Origin of the sequence: Halorubrum sp. CSM-61, from assembly GCF_003781945.1 — an archaeon.
Taxonomy (GTDB): Archaea; Halobacteriota; Halobacteria; order Halobacteriales; family Haloferacaceae; genus Halorubrum.
The window spans coordinates 428,124-450,006 of record NZ_RJJW01000002.1; the positions used below are offsets into that span (position 1 = coordinate 428,124).

Consider the following 21,883-nt stretch of genomic DNA (forward strand, 5'->3'; position numbering starts at 1 on the left):
GCGGTTGAAACCTACCGCTTCACCGTTAGTTGTAAACAGCAATCTTATGGGTTTCACCGATGGAAGTTCAGTAACTCGTAATGCCCACTGACTCAGAGCAGCTTTCGATTAAAGAGAAGATTCGGACACTTAAGCGAGTAGCTCAATACCGACCAGCTTTCACGTTTGGACTCATCCTCCTCGGCGGTTTCGTCGCGCTGTTTGAGGGCATCGGACTCGGATTCATATACCCGATCATTGAGACAGCTCAATCCGAGAATCCGGCTCAAGTGAGCGGTCCGGTGATGGAAGCGTTCATCGGTGTGTACCAATTTCTTGATATTCCATTCTCGTTAGGATATCTGATCGCCGGTGTCGCGGTCGTGATGATTGTCCGGTACACGATGTCGTTCGTCGCAAGATGGCTGTCCGTTGTCCTCGCGAAGCGCTACGAGAAACACTTACGCACACAGGCGTTCGACGGAGCACTTGACGCAGAGGTCGGATACTACGACGAGGAGGGAACAGACGATATTCTCAATGCGATCATCACGGAAACCCGCTACTCGGGTCGCGTAATCAAAAGCGGGGTCCGACTGATGAAAACGCTGTTTCTCGTCTTGATGTACGTGGGCGTGATGTTCTATATTGCACCATCGATGACGCTGTTGGCGATGGTCTTACTTGGCGGAATCACACTGTTCCTCCGAGTCGTTATCGAGCCTGCAGTCACGGTCGGATCGCGGGTCGCGGAAGCGAACGAGCGCGTACAGGAGTCGGTTCAAGCCGGTACACAGGGGATTCGGGACGTGAAGCTGTTCGGTCTCAGAGACGAGGTGTTCTCGACGTTTTCCGAGTCGATCGAACAGTACGCCAGCTCGGAAGTCGACCTCGGTCGAAACAAGGCGGCGATCCAGAATCTGTTCGAACTGTCAGCAGCGATCACGATCTTCGTGTTGATCTACGTTGGCTTCACGTTTACCGGTCTCGCCCTCGGTGAGCTCGGAATCTTCCTGATTGCGATGTTCCAGCTCGCTCCGCGAGTGAGTACGCTCAACAGCGTCTACTATCAGGTCGAAGGATACCTCTCACACGCGGTTCGAACCAACGAGTTCCTCGACCAGCTCGATAGCCGACAGGAAAACAGCGGTGACCGATCGATCTCACGGGTATCTGAGATCGAGTTCGACGACGTCCACTTCGCGTACGACGATGACGAACAGGTGCTACGGGGCCTATCGTTTGATGTCGAAAAGGGTGAGTTCGTCGCGTTCGTCGGCCAGTCGGGTGCTGGGAAGTCAACAATAGTCTCGCTACTCGCTCGGATGTACGACCCCGATCGGGGAGAGATCCGGGGCGACGGCGTCCCGATCGACGAATACGACATCGCGGAGTGGCGGGAACGGATCGCGGTCGTCCGCCAACAGCCGTACATCTTCACCGATACGTTGGAAAACAACGTGACGATCGGGAACCGCGAGGCGACACGGGCAGATGTCGAACGCGTCTGCGAGATCGCGAGAGTCGACGAATTCGTCGACGACCTTCCCAACGGATACGACTCGCAGCTGGGTGACGACGGTGTTCGACTGTCAGGCGGACAGCGTCAGCGAGTAGCGTTGGCGCGTGCGCTACTGAAGGACGCAGACTTCCTCGTGTTGGATGAGGCGACGAGTGACTTAGACTCGAATCTGGAAAAAGAGGTACAAGGTGCGATCGAATCGATGGATCGCGAATACGGAATTATCGCTATCGCGCACCGTCTTTCGACGGTGAAAAATGCAGATCGTATTTATACAGTTGACGGTGGCAAAATTATTGAATCGGGAACTCACGAACAATTGCTTGCAGAAGAGGGAGATTACGCTGAGTTGTACACCATCCAATCTAAATCCTAACTTGAGGTTTAATACCACTCTTATCTAGATGATCTACGATATTGATTCCATGATTCATCTAGATTTGTGGCGGTTTTTAAAACCAAACATATCCGTATCTGGCAGATAGCTATCTGTTATGTAATTTTGATAACACCGACATATATCGTTTGAAGACTCAGTAGGTACCGCTTCAGCAATCGAATGATACATACTCTTTGGTAATTTTGTTTGCTGCATGGATATTGAGTCACAGTTTGCAGAACGCCCGGTCTTTGTCACCGGCGCTGACGGATTTGTTGGGTCGCATCTCACGGAACAACTTGTGAAATACGGCGCAAATGTGCACGTATTTGTTCGTGCAACCTCAAGCGGAGAGCTACGAAACATCCGCCATCTTCGCGATGATATAACGGTTCATCGCGGTGATCTCCGGGACAAGCACTCGGTTAAGCGAGCAATGGAATCGCTTGAAGAATACTCCGACATTATCGTCTTTCATCTCGCTGCGCAAGCACATGTTGGTGACTCATGGGAACGACCTTATGAGACGATTGACACGAACGTTACTGGCACGTTAAATTTGCTTCAGACAGTTGTCGATCTCGATCTCGATCTCTCAAAGTTTGACACTGCCGGTACCTCCGAAGAATACGGCAATGTAGATATACAGATGGAAGACAAGCACGAATATGACGAAGACGGACGCGTGCTACTCAGTGAACGATCGCCTGTGAACCCAACTTCGGTCTATGCGACATCCAAACTTGCCGCCGATTTTCTCACGATGAATTATTATGATGCATATGATGTGCCGGGTGTCACAACCCGAATGTTCAACAATTACGGCCCGCGGCAGAATCCGAGGTACATTACCGGAACGATCATCACGCAGGCACTAGAGCGAGATATCGTCGAGCTTGGGAACCTTACCCCAAAGCGGGACATGTGTTTCGTATCCGATGGGGTTCGCGGTCACATGCATGTGGCATTAGAAGGTAATCCCGGCGAAGAGTACGTCTACGGCTACGGAGAAAATATTTCGATGCGCGAATGGACAAACCTGCTTTTAGAGGTCGGTAGCGAGGAGGGATACTGGGAGAACCCCGAGATCGTTCAGCGCGAAGACCGATATCGCCCCGGTGATAGCGATGTGGAAGAGCTACTCGTCGGCTACGAGAAACTGAACGATGAGACCGGGTGGGAACCAGAGATATCCTGGCGTGAGGGAGCAAAACAGACGATCGAATGGTATGCAGCAAATAAGGAGAACTGGTACGGACGGGTGGATTGGCGATGACTAGAGAACACCGTAAGTTCTGGGACGACCGAACGGTGATGATAACTGGCGGTGCGGGGTTTCTGGGTAGCCATCTCGTCGAGGAGCTCAATTCTCGGTCCGATAACGTCGATATCTTCGTCCCCCGAAGCGAGGAATACGACCTGCGAGAGAAACCGGATATCAAACGCGCCTTCGAAGATTCCGATGCAGATACCGTCATCCATTTAGCCGCAACTGTCGGTGGTATCGGTGCCAATCAAGAAAATCCTGGCCGGTACTTCTACGACAACGCTACCATGGGTATCGAATTGATTGAACAGGCACGCCAACATAATGTGGATAAATTTACTATTTTAGGAACAATATGTGCGTATCCGAAACACACGCCGGTCCCGTTCAGCGAGGAAGATCTCTGGAACGGTTATCCAGAGGAGACGAATGCCCCGTATGGAATCGCGAAGAAAGCACTTCTCACGCAGTCTAAGGCCTATCGCAAACAGTGGGGATTCAACAGCATCTATCTGCTTCCCGTGAACCTCTACGGACCGAGAGACGATTTCGATCTCCAGACATCGCACGTCATTCCGGCAATCATCCGGAAGTGTATCGAGGCCCGCGAACAGAACAAAGACGCGATTACCGCTTGGGGAACTGGTGAACCCACCCGGGAGTTCCTCTACGTCAAGGATGCAGCCAAAGGTATCTTGGATGCCACGGAACAGTATAATTCATCAGATCCGGTTAACCTCGGAAGTGGAGAGGAAATATCGATTCGAGAGCTTATCGAACTGATTGCTGAGATGACCGGCTTTGAGGGCGAAATAAACTGGGACACATCCAAGCCGGACGGTCAGCCGCGAAGGAAACTGGACACATCACGAGCAAAAGAACGCTTTGGGTGGGAGGCTTCAACGAGATTGCGAGACGGACTGGAAGAAACAATTGAGTGGTATGAGTTCCAGAATTAAATGATAATTCCAGATAGATATAATAAAGAGAATATAAAAAATCGCTCGCAACCCCTAATACGCTGCTAGAGGAGGCTGCGCGCCTCACCGACGGGGCGCTCAGACCCATCTTGAATCGGTACTACGAGGCGACATCACTGCCAGGCGTTGACGTAATGTCGGAGGACTGGGACACACTCGTCCTCCTCGACGCTTGCCGCTATGACACGTTTTCTGATGTCTCAACTCTTAATGGTAATCTCCAGTCCGTCCAGTCAAAAGGTTCCTGGAGTTGGGAGTTCATGGAGGAGAACTTTGAGGGCCGTGACCTTCACGATACGGTGTACGTGACAGCAAACCCATATGCCGAGGATCTCTCCCACGATATCTTTCACACCATAGAAAGCGTGCTCAGCGAATGGAAAGATGATCTCGGTACCGTCCTCCCGGCTGATGTCACCCAGGCCGCTATCGAAGCATCTGAGACGTACCCAAACAAGCGACTTATCGTCCACTATATGCAGCCACACCAGCCTTGGATAGGACCGACAGCCGACGCAATCTGTGAGCGTGCCGAAGTCAGCGGCTGGATGCATAACCGTGTCGAGGGCGACCACGGTCGTGGTGAGTTCGGACTGGTACGCGACGGTGTCATCTCGCACGACGAGATGGAGCAAGCATATCAGGAGAGCCTCGAAATCACTCTTGATCACGTCCAGCAGCTCCTCGATACCGTGCCCGGCCGCAGCGTCGTAACGGCTGATCACGCTGAACTCCTCGGTGAGCGCATTATTCCTCTCACTCGGCGGCGGTACGGCCATCCCATGAACCTGAAGTGCAAGACCCTTCGCCGTGTCCCGTGGCTGGAGATTCCGAGCGAGACGCGCCGTGACGTTTCTCCCGACCCGCCGGTCGAGTCGACGATGACCCTCGAATCTCGCGAAGACCGGCTAACTGCCCTCGGTTACCTCGACGACTGATCCATCGGAGACGGCTACGCGCCTAGCGAAACGGATCACGGGAATCATCCCAATCCATCCAAAAGGTCTAACTTGACTTCAGAGAGATGTTGATCCCAAATGAATGATCTCCTTTCCAAAGCCTACAAAAAGTATCAGAGCGAGGGATTCATACAACTCCTCAAGGGAATGAGCCGTTTCGTCGGCGGACCGGTTCACCATCGATATAATGCGTTTTACCACAATGAGCTCCGTGAGCGATTGCCGACTCGGTACAACATAGTCACACTCAACGGTGTCGAGTGCCTAATCGAGCGCTCGCCACTAGATCGGTTCGTGCCATTCTACGAGCCTCCGTGGCCTACGACTGACGAGCCAGCCTACGAGGCAACCGAAGCAGACGCGGTTCGATCCTATTGCTCAACTGGGGACAAAGTAGTGGTTATCGGAGGAGGACTTGGCGTCACTGCCGTCCTCGCTGCGCGCGAAATCGGTCCAGAAGGTGTTGTCGACGTGTACGAGCCCTCTAGCGAGGCCTACGACCGAATCCAGGCGACCGTAGCCCACAACGATCTTGAAGATGTAATAAATATACACCACGCCAGTGTCTCATCCAAGACTAATCCCAGTTTCACCTACCGGAGCGATATCAAACGTCGTGTGGTAGCTCCAAAGGATCTCCCGGATGCAGATGTCTACGAGATGGACTGCGAGGGAGCAGAGATCCCTATCTTGGAGAACTTGGTCGTCCGCCCAGATATCCTGTTGGTTGAGACCCACCGAAACCACAGCGAGGTCGTCTCGTTGCTTGACGATCTCGATTATGAGATAGAGGATGTCGTCAGCGACGGCCACAACCAGTGGGAGGGTGCGACTCACGTCCGTGCGAAATTCCGACGATGATCAAGGAAGAAATCATCCATACACGCATCCTCTCAGACAAGTTCCAAACTGCAGTCAGGATACCTCGATCCGTTTGATAGACCTCGTCGTCGTCCGTGACAGCGCGAGACTGCTGGGCGAATAACAAATGAATCGACTCATGGGAAGTGGTTCACTCCGTGGGTGTGTCCGCAAGAGAGGATTGCTCCGTGAGATGAGGACAGGATTCAATGAGTGGTTCCTACGATAATCGTTGAGTGATACGCACATAATCGCGAGGCGATCTCACAGTAGATGGACGTTTTCAGAGCCATCCAGTGGATTCAGTCTCTAGTTTGATTTGTCGGTACATCACCACACTATCCAACAGATATCGGTGGTTTCGACAGTTCAGACTCTACTGTGGAACAGTGTCTCAATTTGATCCAATCGGTCGGAAATAGTGTGACGCTCGGCGACGAGTTCAGCTCCGCGGCGACGACGATCGAGGTAGGAGTCAGGGTCATCCAAGTAAGCCTTGGCCTTCTGTGTAAAATCGTCACGGGAGTGGAATATCACGCTGTTGGACTCATCAAAACCCACCCGTTCTAGATCCCGACAGTACTGCGCAAACAGCAGCGAGCCGCCGGCGGCAATTTCGTAGTACTTCGGGACAACGTACTGCCAATTGTCTTTCAACGACCCTGCGGCCACTTGACAGTCAAAATTACGGAGCCACTCATAATATTCTTCGTTGCTCATTACCTTGTTCTGCGTCCCGGAGTTCTGGTAGCCGTCAACCATCGGTTGTTCGCGGACCCAGTCTCGCAATTCATAGGCCTCACTACCCCCCGCGCCGGAAACTCGGAGCACATCATCGTCCCGATACTCGATATCTGTTGGATCCACAACGAACTTCTCGGGAACTGGCCACGGGAAGTGCTCAAGCCGCTCTTCCTCAAGGCCAGGTAAGTGGTGAAGTACGGGATAGTAGTAAGGGCTCACTACGCGGTCAATCTCGTTGTCTTTGATGTAGTGCTCAAGAAATTCCGATCGATTATGTGGATCGCTGACGAAAAGTAAGACAGTCTGGTCCAAGTCGGTGTCGTACTTTAGCGTCGGTCCCTTCTTGTTTCGGGAGCCGAAGGCAAACAAGTACTCCAGATTGTCGGATTTACGATCGTAGGACCGTTGGCTGGTGACAATCTGGGCATCGAAGCGTTCCACGAAGCGCTTCACAAAGAATGGGTACCAAGCTGCAGTCCAATGATCTCGCTTGTGTAGCCCCCAGTTCAGGACGAGTCCATACTTTGAGTTGTTGTCTCTCTGGTGGAACTCTTTCCGAATGTTCGATTCGGCGTATCGAAGCTGATTCCCCCAACTGACTAGCTCACGTCGCACCTTGCTGGGATCTCGAATACCCCTGCGAAGTTCACTGAGCGTGTAGGGGAGATCCATTGTGTTGAGTCTGTTGTCTGAGAGACGGGTTCACTTCTTGAAGCTGTCGGAGTACGGTTGGTTATGTTCTGTTGGATCCATATAAGCTAGAGAGATTAGGTTTTTGACCATCCGATTCAGTACTGCTGCTAACAAGATTCAGCTACTGACTTCTCGTGGGAGAAGTGAAATTTATATTCAGAAATGTGAACAGTCTATTAATTCGATAGTTAGAGAGAATCTATTATTACTGTGGATATATTGATCCCCTCAACGTCATCCGCTTCAATAAAGCAGCTTGAACAGTTTATGCATCATAATTACTATCCTGATCATGTAAATTTTTAACGTGCAAACATCAGGTGATGGGTGTTAATATAGATCGTGTGTCAATTTGCATACCCTAAATCTTTCAGTCTGTCTGTAACCTGACTTGCTATCTGCTGCTCCACTTGATCCGCTAGCTCTCCCTCAATTTTTGGTCTAGAATTACTTTCTGTTACTAGCCAAGGTACTTTCACCAGACTATTCGTATAAACTCCGCCAGGATGACCAAAAACACCGAATTCTCCGAATGCATTTCCATGGTCTGATGTTACAACAGACTTACCTCGTAACTCTCCAAGGAGGTGATCTACTTGTGGTAAAGCTAACTCCAGATTTTCTCGATACGCTTTCCAGACGAGTTCCTGTTCCAACGACCCTGATTCAAGTAGGTCCCAAACAGAGTGTACCTCATGTCCTCCCTCAATTATTCCATCACCAGTGACTGATCGATGATCGATATCTTGTCCTGTTTCTCCAATAAAGGGATAGTGTGGCTGGACATAATGAATTATTAATCTCTTATTCGGGTATTTGTTTTGTGCCTCAATGGCGGCATCAGTTACACTTTCTGGAGGGACCGTGTCCAACTCCTCTCTCCACTCTGTTTCCCAGAGCCGAATACAATCATGAAATTGGCTACCAATTTCGTGACGCTGGACCTGTGGATTTGCAGCGATATAGACGGTATCTGGGAAGTGCTCATCTGCAAAGTTATGTTTAAGAAACCCGCTCGTACTGGAATCGCTTGAGATAACAGATGTGAGCTCTCCGTCGATCGTGTTCACCTCCTCAAAAAGGTCGTACCGACAAGCATCGAGAATAATCAGGTTATCCCAGTCTTCCTCCATGACCTTGATACCGGTCATCCCGCGAATTTTTCGGTGATAGATCCGGTTCAGTTCCAAGAGGGCTTTCCGTGGATTCTTAACCGCAGTGACAATGTCTTTAATATCGTACATACAATCGATCTCGCGTTAGCGGGCCTCAGAGCCTAATTCTGATTCGATACGGTCGACAACCGCATCGATACCGTGCTTCTCGCTCGCATACTGTCGCGCGTTCTCACCTAAGAACTTTCGACGCCCAGGCTCAGCGATCAGCTGTGACACCTGAGACACCATCTCGTCGAGCGATTCGCATCGGGCGCCGATCTCGTGTCGTTGTAACACGGCGTCCGGGTCCGTTTTGAGTGTCATCACAGGTGTCCGGTGCATCCAAGATTGAATAAACGTGTTGGGAAACCCTTCCGTATCGCCAGTGTGAACGTAGATCGACGCTTTCGCGAAGTACTCGTTACTCTCGACGATTCCACACCCCCCGTGATATTCGAGATTATCCTGCTCCGCCGCTCGCCGTCGAACCGTCTCGTGTAACTCGTCGTCGATCGGTCGACCGACCATCCAGAACTGACAAGGGAGATCGCGACATCGATCTGCGACTTCGAGGAACAGTTCCGGGTTCTTTACCGACTTCAGGTTGGAAAGCCAGAGCACGATCGGTGGAGATTCTTTGTCGATCTCGCCCTCCGGAACCGCGTGTCCGTTTCCGACGAGGACGCTTTCGATTCCGTGGTTGTCACGGAGTAGTTGTTGTTGACGCTCGTTCTGTGCGAAGACGTGGTCCGGCACCCGAAGTAATGCTCTGTAAACCGCATAGCGACCGGTGTTAACCAGTCGACGAGCGATCGGTTTCGAATCACGATACGGACCACCGGCGAACAGCGGCTCGCATTGGATGTCCCGCGAAATGTTGTACACGAACGTAGAGTCGATCTGTCGTTTGGCCCGTGCTAAGAGCGGTAAGTCGGTCGCGAGCCTGAAGTAGCAGGTGTCCGGATCGATCTGCTTCAGCTGCTCAATCACCTTTCTACCCCCTACACCTTCCATCCGATGGACGGTGATTCCGTCGTCCTGGGTGGTACTCGTCTCTATGGAGGAGTGAGCCACGTAGTGTACTTCGTGACCTCGCTTACCGAGCTCGCGGGCTATCAGATACGCCTGATACTCAGCGCCACCCGGTACGTCTTTCGGGTAGTTCCGGAGGACCGCACAGAATCTCATTGCGACCACATCGATCTCGGACTCATGTCAGTTGTACTGTCAGGCAGGAGGCTGTCCACGGTAATATCGTATCCGATCCCGCATATTCATCGCGGAAGCTTGGATTTTCGGTGGAAGCGAAAGGAGAATCCGTTTTCCGACGGTCTCGATGGCCTCTTGCGATGATTGAACTCCGGAGTTCGAGCGTAACCAATTAGTCTCACCGTTCATCACCTGTTCGAAGTCCCACTTGTCGAGAAAGTACTGCTTCGACTCGTGGATCCGTGTCCAGCTTCTGCGCTTGGCACGATAGCTCTCATCGCCACCGGGGTAATGCCTGAACATAATTTCGGGACAGACGCCGAACGACCAGTCGGTCCGTCTCTTATGACCCACGAAAAAATCGGTGTGCTCCCAGCCGATCGTGTACTCCGAGTCCCAGCAGTAGTCTTCCAGACATTCGCGTCGAAACATCGCCACATTCTGAATCTGATCGAATTCCACGAGTGGCAGCCCCGAAACCTTCTGTACCTGTTTTGGACTCTGAATATCCTTGAGAAGTACCGGTCCCCGCTTGAACAGATCGTAACAGTCACTTCGAATTCGGTCACTTTCGATCAACACGCCGCCGACACCCCCCAGATCGGGTCGATGCTGCAGTATTGTCTGTAACTGGCCGACATTGTGTGGAATTTCGACGTCGCTGTCGACTATCAGTAGATACGGCTCATTGCTTTCCTCCACGATCTCCCGACGACTATGTCCAAGTCCCGAATCGTATTTCAAGTCCAGTACGTTGAGCTCAAATGGATACTCCCTGTCGTAGATCTCGCGCTTGCGGTCGGTTATCTCACCGTTGTCCCCGACGTAGACAGTCTCGATTAGGGAGTGCTCGTCGATCGAATCCAATAAGTCCCGAATTTTTTCCGCCCGCTGGAAGACGACCGTCCCTACTGCAATCTCATCCATCTTGTTAATCACCTGTTCGGGAACATCCCTATTTACATCTCGTGGTCGAGATATCCCATGTCAGCGAGCCGCTTCCGGGTTGCCTCATCGATATCGATGTCTTCACGGTGCCCTACCGGTTGTCCTTCCGTTTCGAGCCACTCGGTCAGCTGTGCATCGAGTCGTTCGGCAACCTCGGGATGATCGTCAATAACGTTCTCGATCTCATTAGGTAGACGGTATAATTGAGGCTCATCTGGCCGCTGAACGTATTTGAAACGCCCGTCCTGAATCAACGAGTACGGCTCAGTAGGGAACCGCGAGGTATTGTACTCAGAATTGTGTTCCAGCAGTGGTTTCAGCGAGTCCTGAGGTGACTGGCTGATTGCATACTCACGACGTTCCTCACGCAGATCGACACCCTGTACAGTCTCCGTCTCGGCACCGGCCGCTGAGAGCAGCGTCGAAAGGACATCTGAATGCTGGATAACTCCCTCGTCAGAGAGATCGGAGAGCCCCTGTACGACCATCGGCACGTGTAACACGCCATTGTGCATGCTGTACTTGTGGGCGAGCATATCGTCCTCGCCGAACAGCTCCCCGTGGTCGGCGGTGATCACGACGATTGTGTCACCCAGTTCCTCTTGTACACAATCGTACAGCATACCTACTCGATCGTCGGTGTAAGCGATCTCGGCGTCGTACATCGCTTTGAGTGCCGCCAGCTCCTCCTCACTCAAGTTACACCCATTTGCGGCTATCTCGATGAGATTGTGATGGACATCCATCGCAATCTCCGCGGCTTCGGAACCGCTCATTGGGAGGTCCTCAGTGAAACGGTCGAGATACGGTAGCGGTGGGTAGTACGCTCGGTGGGGTTCGTTGTAGTGGACGTACATGAAGAGTGGCTCCTCGGCCTGTTGAACCCGTTCTTTTGCGAGCTCAGTGGTGAGGTACGCACCCGAATGCGCGTGAGTGTCCGTCGAGAACCCGACCGAGTGGCTCCGGATGTTTCGGGCGAACTTCAGAACGTTCCGGAGGCCAGCACTCCGGAGAATTTCGGCCGGCGACGATCCGAGCAGTACGAACTCATCAAACCCTCTATCAACGCCCGTAAGTGACCCTGCATACCCGTTATTCGAAATGCCGACAGTGTTGTACCCTACGTCGTGAAACAGCTCGGCAGCGAGTGGAAGATCGTCAGGAAACGCTGATGATTCTTGGTAGTAGGTTCCGTGCCGGGAGGGATAGGTTCCACTCAGGATAGAGGGGACCGATGTCGCAGATGCACGAGCGTGTGAGAAACACGATGAGAATGAAACGCCATCAGATTTGTTAGCTATGTTCTGTATGCGTGGGGTTGTCTCTCGGTCATACCCACCCATTGTAGTGTGGTCCTGTCGGACGCTATCAAGCGTGAGCCAGATGACGTTCGGTTTATCTGTCATTTCATCCACCATCACATGTAACCAAGATCATCGAGTTGCTCTCGTACAGCTTCGGATCCGAGCCCATCTTGCCGGTCGTTCCGAGGTTTGGGTGTGTGCTCGCCTGTCTCAAGCAGTTCCTCGATTGCGGCCCGAACATCAAGTACACTCTCGACGCTGTTAACCACACTGGGGTCAGTCGCAGCGATCATCGCCTCCTCGGTGTGCAGGCCGTCCTGTAGACCGTGGTCGCTCACCAGTACTAGTTCGTCTTCTTTATCCAGATCACCACGAAGTTCACCGACGAACTCGTTTACTTCCTCATAAGCTCGATCCTGGAGTGCCGGGCGGCTATGAGTAACGTGACCAATGAGATCTAAGCCACTGGTGTAGCCGAAAACGAGCTCGTGTTCCCGACTACGGAGTGCCCGGCGAACACGCGCGATGCGGATCATCATCATCTCTAGACACTGCTCGTAGAACGCGACCGGATCGGCAGATGTGTGGCCGCCTTTCGCGTCACTGTCTCGCTTAAAGAGATCGCCCATATGACGTCGAAGTTGGTGCTCCCTGTCTTCGGTATCAGGATCGACGACGTAATTCGGAATCCCAATAGCGGCCGATTCACGACCACGGAACACCGTTTCGAGATCGTTGTCAGCGTAGTATGTTGCTGGCGTCCGAAAGGCGTCGGCCCCGGTATTGGTGAGTAGCCAGTTCCCGAGTCGCGTCTGGAGTCCACTGGGAAGCACGTAGTCGGCAACCGAACTCAGTGCGGCAACAATTGGATTCTCCCAGGTCACTCCATCGTCGAGAACGAGCCCGTGATCCGTCGGTGAAAGGCCTGTAATAATTGTCGGCCACAGCTCGTGTGTGCTTGGCTCACCGCTGGACGAGACAATGGTCTCGATAGACCGGTGTGCATCCAGTGTTAGATGAGGATGTTTGTCGGAGTCGACAAGGTCGGGATCGAGAGCGTCGATACCCAAAACGACGAGAGTCATGTGCGCCCACTAGGTCAGGAGGTGAATGAACTATTCGGTTCGACTGCATAATACAGAATCGTCATTTCGAGATAGATATTTCTCCTAAAATCGTTTGGTACCGGTCGACTGCAGCCGTAAAGCTGTACTCCTCACAGATGAGTTCACGCCCGGTCGCACTGATTCGGTCGAGGTCAGTACGTCCGAGAATCTCCACGATGTCGTCTCGGATGACTGTTGCCCGGTCACTCTCCATCAAAAATCCGGTCTCATCGTTACGGACGATATCCGGAACACCGGAAACCGGTGTTGCATAGACTGGCGTTCCACACCCCATAGCTTCCAATATGACCGTCGGTAGACCCTCAGTCGGCGCTGACGGCAACACAAGCAACTGTAACTCGCTCAATACCCCCGGCACTTCGTCGTGATCGACCCAGCCGGTGAACTCCACCGAGCCCTCCTCGATCTCGTCGGCGAGTTCACGTTCTAGTTCCGCACGGAGATCCCCGTCTCCGATAAATCGGAACGTGATTTCAGCAGGTAGATCTTTTGCGGCGGTCGCCAGCGTACGAACATTCTTTTCTTGATCTAATCTCCCCAAAAATCCCACAACCATCTCGCGATCTTCGTAGGGTATCTGCGGCGAGAAAGGTTCGGTGTCGATGTACCGCGCTCCTTTCGGATACAGTTTCTCGTTGAACTTCATCAGACCGAGTTCTTCCGCCATCGACGGCGTGTAGGTGATGATCGCGTTCGAGAGACGATATCCGAGGGCCTCTAATGTACTAACGACTCCAGCGAGGATCGTTGCGATCGGTGTAGGCACTTGCTGTTCCCATTGAACGCGTAACGTGAGTGGGACGTCTCCTCGCGGTTCCAAGATCACAGTTCGACCGATTAGTCGAGCAAAGGCGATCGGAAGCAGGTATGCTGTCGCTCCGAAAAACAGCACGACCTCCTCATCGCGCTGTGCGATAACGCGGCACATTCGCAACTGATTAAATATAAACCGAGCGGCAGCAACCGGGAGCGAGCTTCCGGTCCCGCGATCCGTCAGCTCGACGACTTCGTGTCGATCTCGTATCGCCGAATCCTCTGGCAGGTCGGCCGTGACGAGCGACACTGTCGTGATCGCGGAGAGGATCTCGAGTAACGTTCGGGTGGCGTTCTCCCCTGCAGCACCGAGCGGATGCGTCACCACACAGACCTCGGGATACCGTTCGTCGCTCATGTTTTCCGAAACCCTTCAACGGTCTCAGTCAGTCCGTCCTCCAACGACGTATCTGCGCGGAAACCGAGTTCGTCTGCAGCCTTCGAAACGGACGCCGAGGAGTGTCGAATATCGCCGGTTCGGGGAGATTCGTGGGTAGGCGACACATTCATCCCGATGATCGTTTTTAGCGTGTCGATCAACTCGTTGATTGTCACTGATTCGCCTGTCGCAACGTTGTACACGCCAGTCCGATTGGAGAGCGCTGCTTCGATATTCGCCGTTACAACATCCCCGACATACACGAAGTCTCGTGTCTGTTCGCCGTCTCCGAAGATAACCGGTGCCTCTCCAGCGAGAAGCAGATCGATGAATTTCGGAATCGCTGCCGCGTACTCACCGTCCGGGTCTTGTCTCGGACCGTATACGTTGAAGTACCGGAGTGCAGCGACGTTGACGTCACCGTGGCCACCGACCTGTCGAGCGATCTGCTCGGTGTACCGTTTCGACGACGCGTACGGAGATTCAGGAGATACGGATTGGTCCTCCCGCTTCGGGAGAGGGCCACCCGATCCGTACACCGCCGCTGAGGAAGCGACGGCGACACTTTCGACATCGTTGTCGACTGCTGCCTGCACGACGGTTGCGGTTCCGGTACAATTCGTTTCCGTCGTCGAGCGCGGCGTTTCAAAGCTCTTCGGCACCGAAGCTACCGCAGCCTGATGGAACACGTGATCGACCCCATTGGTCAGCTTCGAAACCACTTCCGAATCGCAGATGTCGCCTTCGACGAACTCGAACCGTTCCGAGTCGAGCACACTCGATAAGTTGTCTCGATCTCCCGTCGAGAGGTTGTCTATCCCGCGGACTGTCCATCCGCGATCGATGAGTGAATCGACGAGGTGAGACCCGATAAATCCGGCTGCACCGGTAACGAACGCGGTTGGCATGTGATTATCTGTGACGTAGCAGTGTTGTAATACCTGTCGGGACGCCAGCGAGTGGAAGCAACTGATTAACCGGAATTCGAAGCAGTTCGGTACCGGTATCTCACGATCCCATAGACGTATCCGAAACCGACACACGCAGTCAGGAGGAACAGCATCAACAGTTGCTGGATATCGGCGAGTGACGGGCGGCGAATGAGCTCAGAGATTCGGCGAGGTACCGACCAGAAGAGGAGATGTTCGAGAAATTCTGATTCTGCATCACCGGGTCCCTCGACATCTAACTGTTTGAGTGCACGTTTGGAGTATCCCTGCCAGAACGCGCGGCGACAGAGCCACCTTGGCTTCGTTCGGTAGTCGAATACTTTGTGCGCGACGACAGCACCGGGATTGTAGAGCATTCCACGCCCGAACGTATCGTACATCCGCATCGCGAGCTCGGTCTCTTCGGACTGAACTTGGGAATCCCCTTTGAGTCCCATCTGTTCATCGAAGCCACCGGTTTCTTCGAATACTTCACGTCGGAAGGACATGTTCGAGCCGAGCGTGTTTCGGACCTCGGTCCACTCCTCCAGTCGGCGTTCGTAGTTCGCGCCGACGAGCCAGTTGAACTCTTCCGGGAGGTAAGGAGGTTGACCGACAACCCATTCGGGAACCATCCGACCGCCGACAGCGATCGCATCGGACTCCTCGTACCCTCTAACTAGCTCCTCGATCCAATCTGGCTCGGCGATCGCGTCGTCGTCCAGAAAGGCGATTACAGATCCACTAGCTAGCTCAACCCCCCGTGTCCGGCTGTAGGAGAGGCCCTTGTTCTCCTCATTACACCGAAGCGTAACCGCCCCCTGGTTACCGAATTCCGACTGGAGCTGTTCAAAGAGTTCCTCGTTTCCATCGATAATGAGGATAATCTCGATGTCCTCGTGTGTCTGGGCCAAAACGCTCTCAACGGCTTCACAGACGTCGTCGTAGCGCTCCATCGAGTACGCGCACACGACAACGGAGACCTTCATCGGGTCCGGATTCGTTCCGCAGTGAATAAACGTTCTGAAGCAGATTGGGACTCGGAAAGAGATCGACGGAAGGGACTACTTAAGCAGCAACCACGATCTACATCCCCGTACTCGATCACTTGTATCCCAGTTGTTCTAACCGGTCTTCGACGACGCCTGAGACCTCCGTTTCGGCGTCGCTTTCGGAGGGCCATGGCGGGAGTGCCGATTTCATTGTCTCGTACTCCTCATCTGGTAGTTCCACGACGGTCTCATCGGGAAGCGAGAATCCGAACTCAGCGTTGTGGCCCTTCGATGCGATGAGTTTGGACTGATCTCTATACACTGCCTTCTTTTCGTGACCGCTGAGGCTCCCTTCTATTAACATAATTCGGTCCGACGACACATCACCGATAAGCGAATGGCCGGAGCAGTCTTCCAGACCGACGCCAGTGATATCCGCCAAGGTGGTTGGTATATCGATCAGTGAAAGAGGTCTCTCTAGATCCCAGTCCGCGTTCGTAGCGAACGGTACACGCGCAACAGCCTCGTACGGAGTTCCGCCGTGATCGACACAGCCGGAGCCATCGAAGTGTTCGAGATCGAATTCGACGTGTTCCCAATGGGCCTCTCCGTGATCGGCAGTAACCATGAGGAGCGGATCCTCGAAGAATGATTCCAACTTCTCGCCGAATTCGGAGATAGCGTCGTCGACGTAATCGACTGACGCTCGATACAGCCGTTGTCGGTGGTCGCGATACTGCTGGCACGTCGCGTCGCACTCGGTATCTGTCTCGTATCGCCAACCGTCCAAGCCGTCAATCGAATTATCTACCTCATACTTCCGGCGGTACGTTTTGGGCGGATCTACCGGTGTGTGCGGATCGGCGAGATGGAGGAACGCGAACGTTTGGTCTCGCCCATCGACCCAGTCAAGGTAATCATCAAGGACATCGTCGGCGTCGGAGTTGATCGTATGGTATAGGTTGTGTGTCTCGAATCGTCCCGACAGCGCCACGAACGGCGTATCGTGACCGAAGCCACCGTATGTATCGTATCCAGCACCGGCAAGGGCTTCGGTAATTGTGATACGGTCGTTGTCCATCCGTGGCGGCAGTCGGATCCCGTCGGAATCGTCGAACTCGTCGGTCTGTCGCATCGCACCGTGTTCGTGCGGATACACGCCAGAGAGAAGCGACGACACTGCTGGGAACGTCCACGTACCCGGTGTGATTGCAGTCGACCCGTTTAGTCCGCTGAGATACGGTGTCGTGTCTGAATCGATGTGATCCGCACGCAACGCGTCGACGACGACACAGACGATATGATCGGGTGCGGATTCGTCACGTTGACTAGTCGGGAGATGCTTCTGTGCGAACTGCCGATCCGCGTTTCGCGTCTGATAGTAATCGTATGGAACCGCAAGCACTCGTTTGACCGACGGCGGAAGCGTGTTGATGAGCTTCCGTTTGACATCCATGTGTTCCGACTCTCCACGGCTGTACTTTGCTCCTTCGGGATCGGTTCTCAGATGGTTCGAGAATTGCTTGTAGAAACAGAAGATGACAAGCCTTATGCGCGTTTTGGCAGTCGTCTTCAGGTAATGAGCGAGTCGAACGATCCGCCGGAAAGATCGAACGCGTCCCCGTCCGATCTCCTCGCCCGGTGGTATCAGATCCCGGTTCTCCTCGGCGTATTGGCATTCATGCTCTGGACTCGTCTCCAATCATACGGAAACTTCGTCCAGAACGGCGAAGTATACTTCCGCGGCAACGACCCGTGGTATCACCTTCGCGAAACCTCGTACATCATGGAGAACTACCCGAACCGGATGCCGTTCGACGTCTGGACCGGGTTCCCCATCGGGAACCAAGCGGGCCAGTTCGGGACCCTCTGGGACCACATCATGGCGGTCGGCATCTGGATCGCGCGCCCCATCATGGGCAGCGCCGAAGAGGTCATGCTCATCATGGCGCCGATCGCGGGAGCCCTCGTCGCGATTCCTACTTACTTCATCGCGCGTCGGTTCGTCGATCGCTTCGCGGCCTTGGCCGGGGTCGTCGTGCTCGCACTCCTGCCGGGCACGTTCTTCAGCTATAGTCTCGTCGGCTTCCCGGACCACAGCGCGGCCGAGGTCCTCTTCCAGAGTCTCGCCGTCCTCACGTTCCTCGTCGCCTTCGCGGTCGCCGAGCGCGAGGCGCCCGTCTGGGAGCTGATCGTCGATCGGGATTGGACCGCACTCAAGCGTCCCGCCGCGTACGCGGCCGCCGCGGGCGTCGCGCTCGGTCTCTACATGTGGACGTGGCAGCCCGGCATTCTGATGGTCGGGTTTACCGGGATCTTCCTCGCGATCAAGATCACCAGCGACGTGTTCCAGGGGAAGAGTCCCGAACCTATCGCCTTCGCGGGTGCGGTGTCGATGGTCGTCGCCGGACTGATGCAGATTATCCCGCTCGACACCTTCTCGTTCGCGGTGAGCGAGTACTCCTTACTCCAGATCGTCCTCCCGATCGGCGTCGCGCTCGGCGCCGTCTTCCTCGCGTGGCTCGCCCGTCAGTGGGAGTCGCGCGACCTCGACGCCTCGACGTACCCGCCCGCGGTCGGCGGACTTATTCTCGGCTCCGCGGCCGTCGTCTGGGTCGCCGTTCCGGCGCTGTGGTCGACGCTCACGGGAAGCCTCCTCAACACCGTCGGCTTCTCGGCCACTGCCGGCGCCCGCACCATCGGCGAGGCCCAACCTCCCCTCCAAGACGCCTCGTTCGCCGACTTCGTCCTCTCGCAGTACGGCCTCGCCTTCTTCCTCGCGCTCATAGCCATCCTCTACGTCGTCGCCCGTCCCCTCTACCGCTCCGACGACGCGAACCACACCCTCTACATCCCGGCCGCGCTCGCCCTGATCGGCTCCGTCTACGCGGTACCCCAACTCTACGACACCGTCGGCGGCGTCGTCGGCGTGAGCTGGCAGGTGGTCGGACTCGTCATCGCCGCCGCCCTCTTCATCGGCGCGACGTTCCTCGTCGAGTACGACTCAGAAGAACTGTACTTCGTCGTGTGGGCGGCGTTCATCGGGAGCGCCGCGTTCACCCAGACGCGCTTCAACTACTACCTCGCCGTCGTCGTCGCGGTCGGCGCGGCGTACTTCGTCCAGCTGGCCGTCGACTTCCTGCGCCTGCGCTCGCTCTCGGAGGTCCGCGACGTCGAGGGGTGGCAGGCGATGGGCGCGATCGTCCTCGTCGTCATCGTCCTCGTCCCGCTGGTCGCGATGGCCACTCCCGTCTGGGCCGCGGGCGCGAACACCGGCCCCGGCAGCGTCACGCAGTGGGACGGCAGCCTCCAGTGGATGAACGACGAGACGCCCACCCCCGGAGAGCTCGAGGGCGCCGACAACCCCATGGAGCTGTACGGCACCTACGAGCGCCCGGCCGACGACGACTTCGAGTACCCCGAGGGCGCGTACGGCGTGCAGTCGTGGTGGGACTACGGCCACTGGATCACCACGCGCGCCGAGCGCATCCCGAACGCGAACCCGTTCCAGCAGAACGCGGGCAACGCGGCCGACTACCTCCTCGCGCCGAGCGAGGAGGCGTCCACCGAGGTGCTCGCGAGCCAGAGCACGGAGGGCGAGAACACCCGCTACGTGATGGTCGACTGGCAGATGGCCTCGCCGAGCTCCAAGTTCGGCGCGCCCGTCACGTTCTACTCGGGCAACGAGACGCGCGACGACTTCAACCGCGTCCTCTACCAGCAGACCGAGCAGGGCGGGTTCCGGACGGTGATGCAGGTGAACACCCAGCGGTATCACGAGAGTCAGATGATCCGGCTGTACGAGCACTACGGCAGCGCGGTCGACCCCGAGCCGGTCGTCGTCGACTGGGAGACGCAGAGCGCCCAGACCGCGAGCGGCGAGCAGATCGAGGTCAGCACCCTCCCGGACGATCCGCAAGCGACGATCCGGCAGTTCGACAACGTCTCCGCGGCCCGCGCGTACGTTGAGGAGGACGGGAGCGCCCAGCTCGGCGGCGTCGGCGACCTTCCCTCGGAGCGCGTCGAGGCCCTCGAACACCACCGGCTCGTTCACGCCTCGCAGTCGCGCGGACAGTCGCCCTCGCTGCGGCAGGTGCAGATCCTCCAGCAGCTCGGCGTCGACGTCGAGAGCGTCCTCGGCGAGTCCGGCTTCGCGGCGTTCCAGGACGACTTCGTGAAGACGTTCGAACGCGTCCCCGGCGCGACGATCGAGGGCTCGGGCGCCGAGCCCGGTCAGGAGGTCGAGGCGACCGTGGAGCTCGAAAAGCCCACCGGGCAGACCTTCGAGTACACGCAGTACGCCGAGGCCGACGAGAACGGGAACTTCGAGCTCACCGTTCCCTACTCCACGACCGGCTACGACGAGTTCGGCCCCGAGAACGGCTACACGAACACGAGCGTTCGCGCGGCCGGTCCCTACAACGTCACCACGGAGCGGACCACCGACGACGACCTCACGACGACTCGGCGCGTCGGGCAGGTCGAGGTGACCGAGGGACAGGTCGTCGGCGCCGACGGCGCGGCGGCGACGGTCGAACTCGAAGAGCGGGTCATCGACTGTCCCGACGGCAACGCCGACTGTACGGTCGACCAGACTGCCGACGGCGCGAGCGCGTAACTCGCCATGGTCGGCCTCCGGGACTGGGTGACGCTGTACCTGAAGGGCGTCGCGATGGGGAGCGCGGACGCGGTCCCCGGCGTCTCCGGCGGCACCATCGCGCTGATCGTCGGCATCTACGAGCGGCTGATCGCGGCGGTCACCGCGGTCGACCCCGCGCGGATCCGGCGCGTGCTCGCGGGCGTCCGTCCCGCTAACATCCCCGACGCGCGCGCCGCGTTCCACGAGGTCGACGGCGCCTTTCTGGTCGTGCTCCTCGCGGGGATCGGCACCGCGGTCGTCGCCGTGTTGAGCGCGGTCGACCACCTGCTCGCGACGCGCCCGGTCGCGACGTACGGCTTCTTCTTCGGGCTGATCGCGGCCTCGGCGGCGGTCCTCCTCGGGGACGTCGAACTCGACACGCCGCGTCGGAAGGCGGCGGCGCTCGGCGGGTTCGCGCTCGCCTTCCTCGCGTCGGGATACGGCTCGACCGCGCTCTCCAGCTCGCTACCGGTCGTGTTCGTCGCCGGCGCGGTCGCGGTCAGCGCGATGATCCTCCCGGGCGTGTCCGGCTCGCTGCTGCTCATCGTGCTCGGCCAGTACGAGTACATGTCCGGGACGGTCAGCCGGTTCGTCGACGGGCTCGCGGCGGCCGCGCTCGGCGACGGGGCCGACGCGCTCGTCGAGACGTTGCCCCCGGTCGCGACGTTCCTCGTCGGGGGCGTCGTCGGCGTGGTCACGATCGCTCACGCCGTGAAGTACGCGCTCGCCCGCGCCCGCGCCGCGACGCTCGCGTTCCTCGTCAGCCTGATCGTCGGCGCGCTCCGGGCGCCCCTCGTGGAGGTGTCGATCCGGCTGGCCGAGAGCGGCGAGACGTGGCGGGCGGCGGCGCCGCGGTTCGCGGTCGCGGCGGTCGGCGGCGCCGCGGTCGTGCTCGTCCTCGACCGGTACTCCGCGGCGATAGAGTATTGACTGCGCGGCCGGGCGCGTTCGAGCCGCCCGCGCTTCCATCGAGATTTTTGTCGATCGATCGTCGTCCGCCCC

The 21,883-nt window shown here is 56.1% G+C and carries 17 protein-coding genes; 7 read left to right on the top strand and 10 right to left on the bottom strand.

The window, feature by feature from the left end:
- The first annotated feature begins 80 nt into the window (after positions 1-80).
- The 5 genes from EDM04_RS05125 (at position 81) to EDM04_RS05145 (ending at position 5,947) form a co-directional block, all read left to right on the top strand.
- On the top strand, positions 81-1,877 hold the full coding sequence (locus tag EDM04_RS05125) for an ABC transporter ATP-binding protein (RefSeq protein WP_123620071.1): 1,797 nt from the start codon (positions 81-83) through the stop codon (positions 1,875-1,877).
- A 217-nt stretch (positions 1,878-2,094) separates the two neighbouring features.
- Positions 2,095-3,156 carry a GDP-mannose 4,6-dehydratase gene (locus EDM04_RS05130; protein ID WP_123620072.1) on the top strand — a complete coding sequence of 354 codons (1,062 nt, stop codon included), beginning with the start codon at positions 2,095-2,097 and terminating at the stop codon, positions 3,154-3,156.
- Entirely contained in the window at positions 3,153-4,106 is a 954-nt protein-coding gene (locus EDM04_RS05135; protein ID WP_123620073.1) for a GDP-L-fucose synthase, read from the top strand. Before EDM04_RS05130 ends, EDM04_RS05135 begins: the two co-directional genes overlap by 4 nt.
- Before the next feature lie 155 nt (positions 4,107-4,261).
- Positions 4,262-5,065: a hypothetical protein gene (locus EDM04_RS05140; protein ID WP_123620074.1), complete on the top strand. Its 804-nt coding sequence runs from the start codon at positions 4,262-4,264 to the stop codon at positions 5,063-5,065.
- Between the two features lie 99 nt (positions 5,066-5,164).
- The gene (locus EDM04_RS05145; protein ID WP_123620075.1) at positions 5,165-5,947 is read left to right on the top strand and encodes an FkbM family methyltransferase; all 783 of its coding nucleotides are present in this window, start codon (positions 5,165-5,167) and stop codon (positions 5,945-5,947) included.
- A gap of 369 nt (positions 5,948-6,316) precedes the next feature.
- Here the strand turns inward: EDM04_RS05145 and EDM04_RS05150 are convergent, their stop codons facing one another.
- The 10 genes from EDM04_RS05150 to EDM04_RS05195 form a co-directional block, all read right to left on the bottom strand.
- A complete protein-coding gene (locus EDM04_RS05150) occupies positions 6,317-7,363 on the bottom strand; it encodes a glycosyltransferase (RefSeq protein WP_123620076.1) in 1,047 nt (348 codons plus the stop codon).
- 368 nt (positions 7,364-7,731) lie between these two features.
- The gene (locus tag EDM04_RS05155; protein ID WP_123620077.1) at positions 7,732-8,628 is read right to left on the bottom strand and encodes a hypothetical protein; all 897 of its coding nucleotides are present in this window, start codon (positions 8,626-8,628) and stop codon (positions 7,732-7,734) included.
- Positions 8,629-8,643: 15 nt separating this feature from the next.
- Positions 8,644-9,729: a glycosyltransferase family 4 protein gene (locus EDM04_RS05160; protein ID WP_123620078.1), complete on the bottom strand. Its 1,086-nt coding sequence runs from the start codon at positions 9,727-9,729 to the stop codon at positions 8,644-8,646.
- Positions 9,730-9,768: 39 nt separating this feature from the next.
- Complete coding sequence (locus EDM04_RS05165) at positions 9,769-10,677, bottom strand: glycosyltransferase family 2 protein (protein ID WP_123620079.1); 909 nt, start codon at positions 10,675-10,677, stop codon at positions 9,769-9,771.
- 32 nt (positions 10,678-10,709) lie between these two features.
- Positions 10,710-12,116, bottom strand: coding sequence for a sulfatase (locus EDM04_RS05170; protein WP_321169370.1), 1,407 nt, complete (start codon positions 12,114-12,116; stop codon positions 10,710-10,712).
- The gene (locus EDM04_RS05175; protein WP_123620081.1) at positions 12,116-13,087 is read right to left on the bottom strand and encodes an alkaline phosphatase family protein; all 972 of its coding nucleotides are present in this window, start codon (positions 13,085-13,087) and stop codon (positions 12,116-12,118) included. The genes EDM04_RS05170 and EDM04_RS05175 overlap by 1 nt, the downstream gene beginning before the upstream one ends.
- Positions 13,088-13,148: 61 nt before the next feature.
- Positions 13,149-14,300 (bottom strand): glycosyltransferase family 4 protein, encoded by a 1,152-nt coding sequence (locus tag EDM04_RS05180; RefSeq protein ID WP_123620082.1) that lies wholly within the window; start codon positions 14,298-14,300, stop codon positions 13,149-13,151.
- Positions 14,297-15,229: an NAD-dependent epimerase/dehydratase family protein gene (locus EDM04_RS05185; RefSeq protein WP_123620083.1), complete on the bottom strand. Its 933-nt coding sequence runs from the start codon at positions 15,227-15,229 to the stop codon at positions 14,297-14,299. The genes EDM04_RS05180 and EDM04_RS05185 overlap by 4 nt, the downstream gene beginning before the upstream one ends.
- Before the next feature lie 65 nt (positions 15,230-15,294).
- Positions 15,295-16,239, bottom strand: a complete 945-nt coding sequence (gene aglG, locus EDM04_RS05190) for a glucosyl-dolichyl phosphate glucuronosyltransferase (RefSeq protein ID WP_123620084.1) — start codon at positions 16,237-16,239, stop codon at positions 15,295-15,297.
- Positions 16,240-16,354: 115 nt separating this feature from the next.
- Complete coding sequence (locus EDM04_RS05195) at positions 16,355-17,698, bottom strand: sulfatase-like hydrolase/transferase (RefSeq protein WP_123620085.1); 1,344 nt, start codon at positions 17,696-17,698, stop codon at positions 16,355-16,357.
- Positions 17,699-17,821: 123 nt separating this feature from the next.
- Between EDM04_RS05195 and EDM04_RS05200 the strand changes: the two genes are divergently transcribed.
- A complete protein-coding gene (locus tag EDM04_RS05200; protein ID WP_241154852.1) occupies positions 17,822-20,860 on the top strand; it encodes an oligosaccharyl transferase, archaeosortase A system-associated in 3,039 nt (1,012 codons plus the stop codon).
- Between the two features lie 6 nt (positions 20,861-20,866).
- Positions 20,867-21,811: a DUF368 domain-containing protein gene (locus EDM04_RS05205; protein WP_123620086.1), complete on the top strand. Its 945-nt coding sequence runs from the start codon at positions 20,867-20,869 to the stop codon at positions 21,809-21,811.
- Positions 21,812-21,883 lie beyond the last annotated feature (72 nt).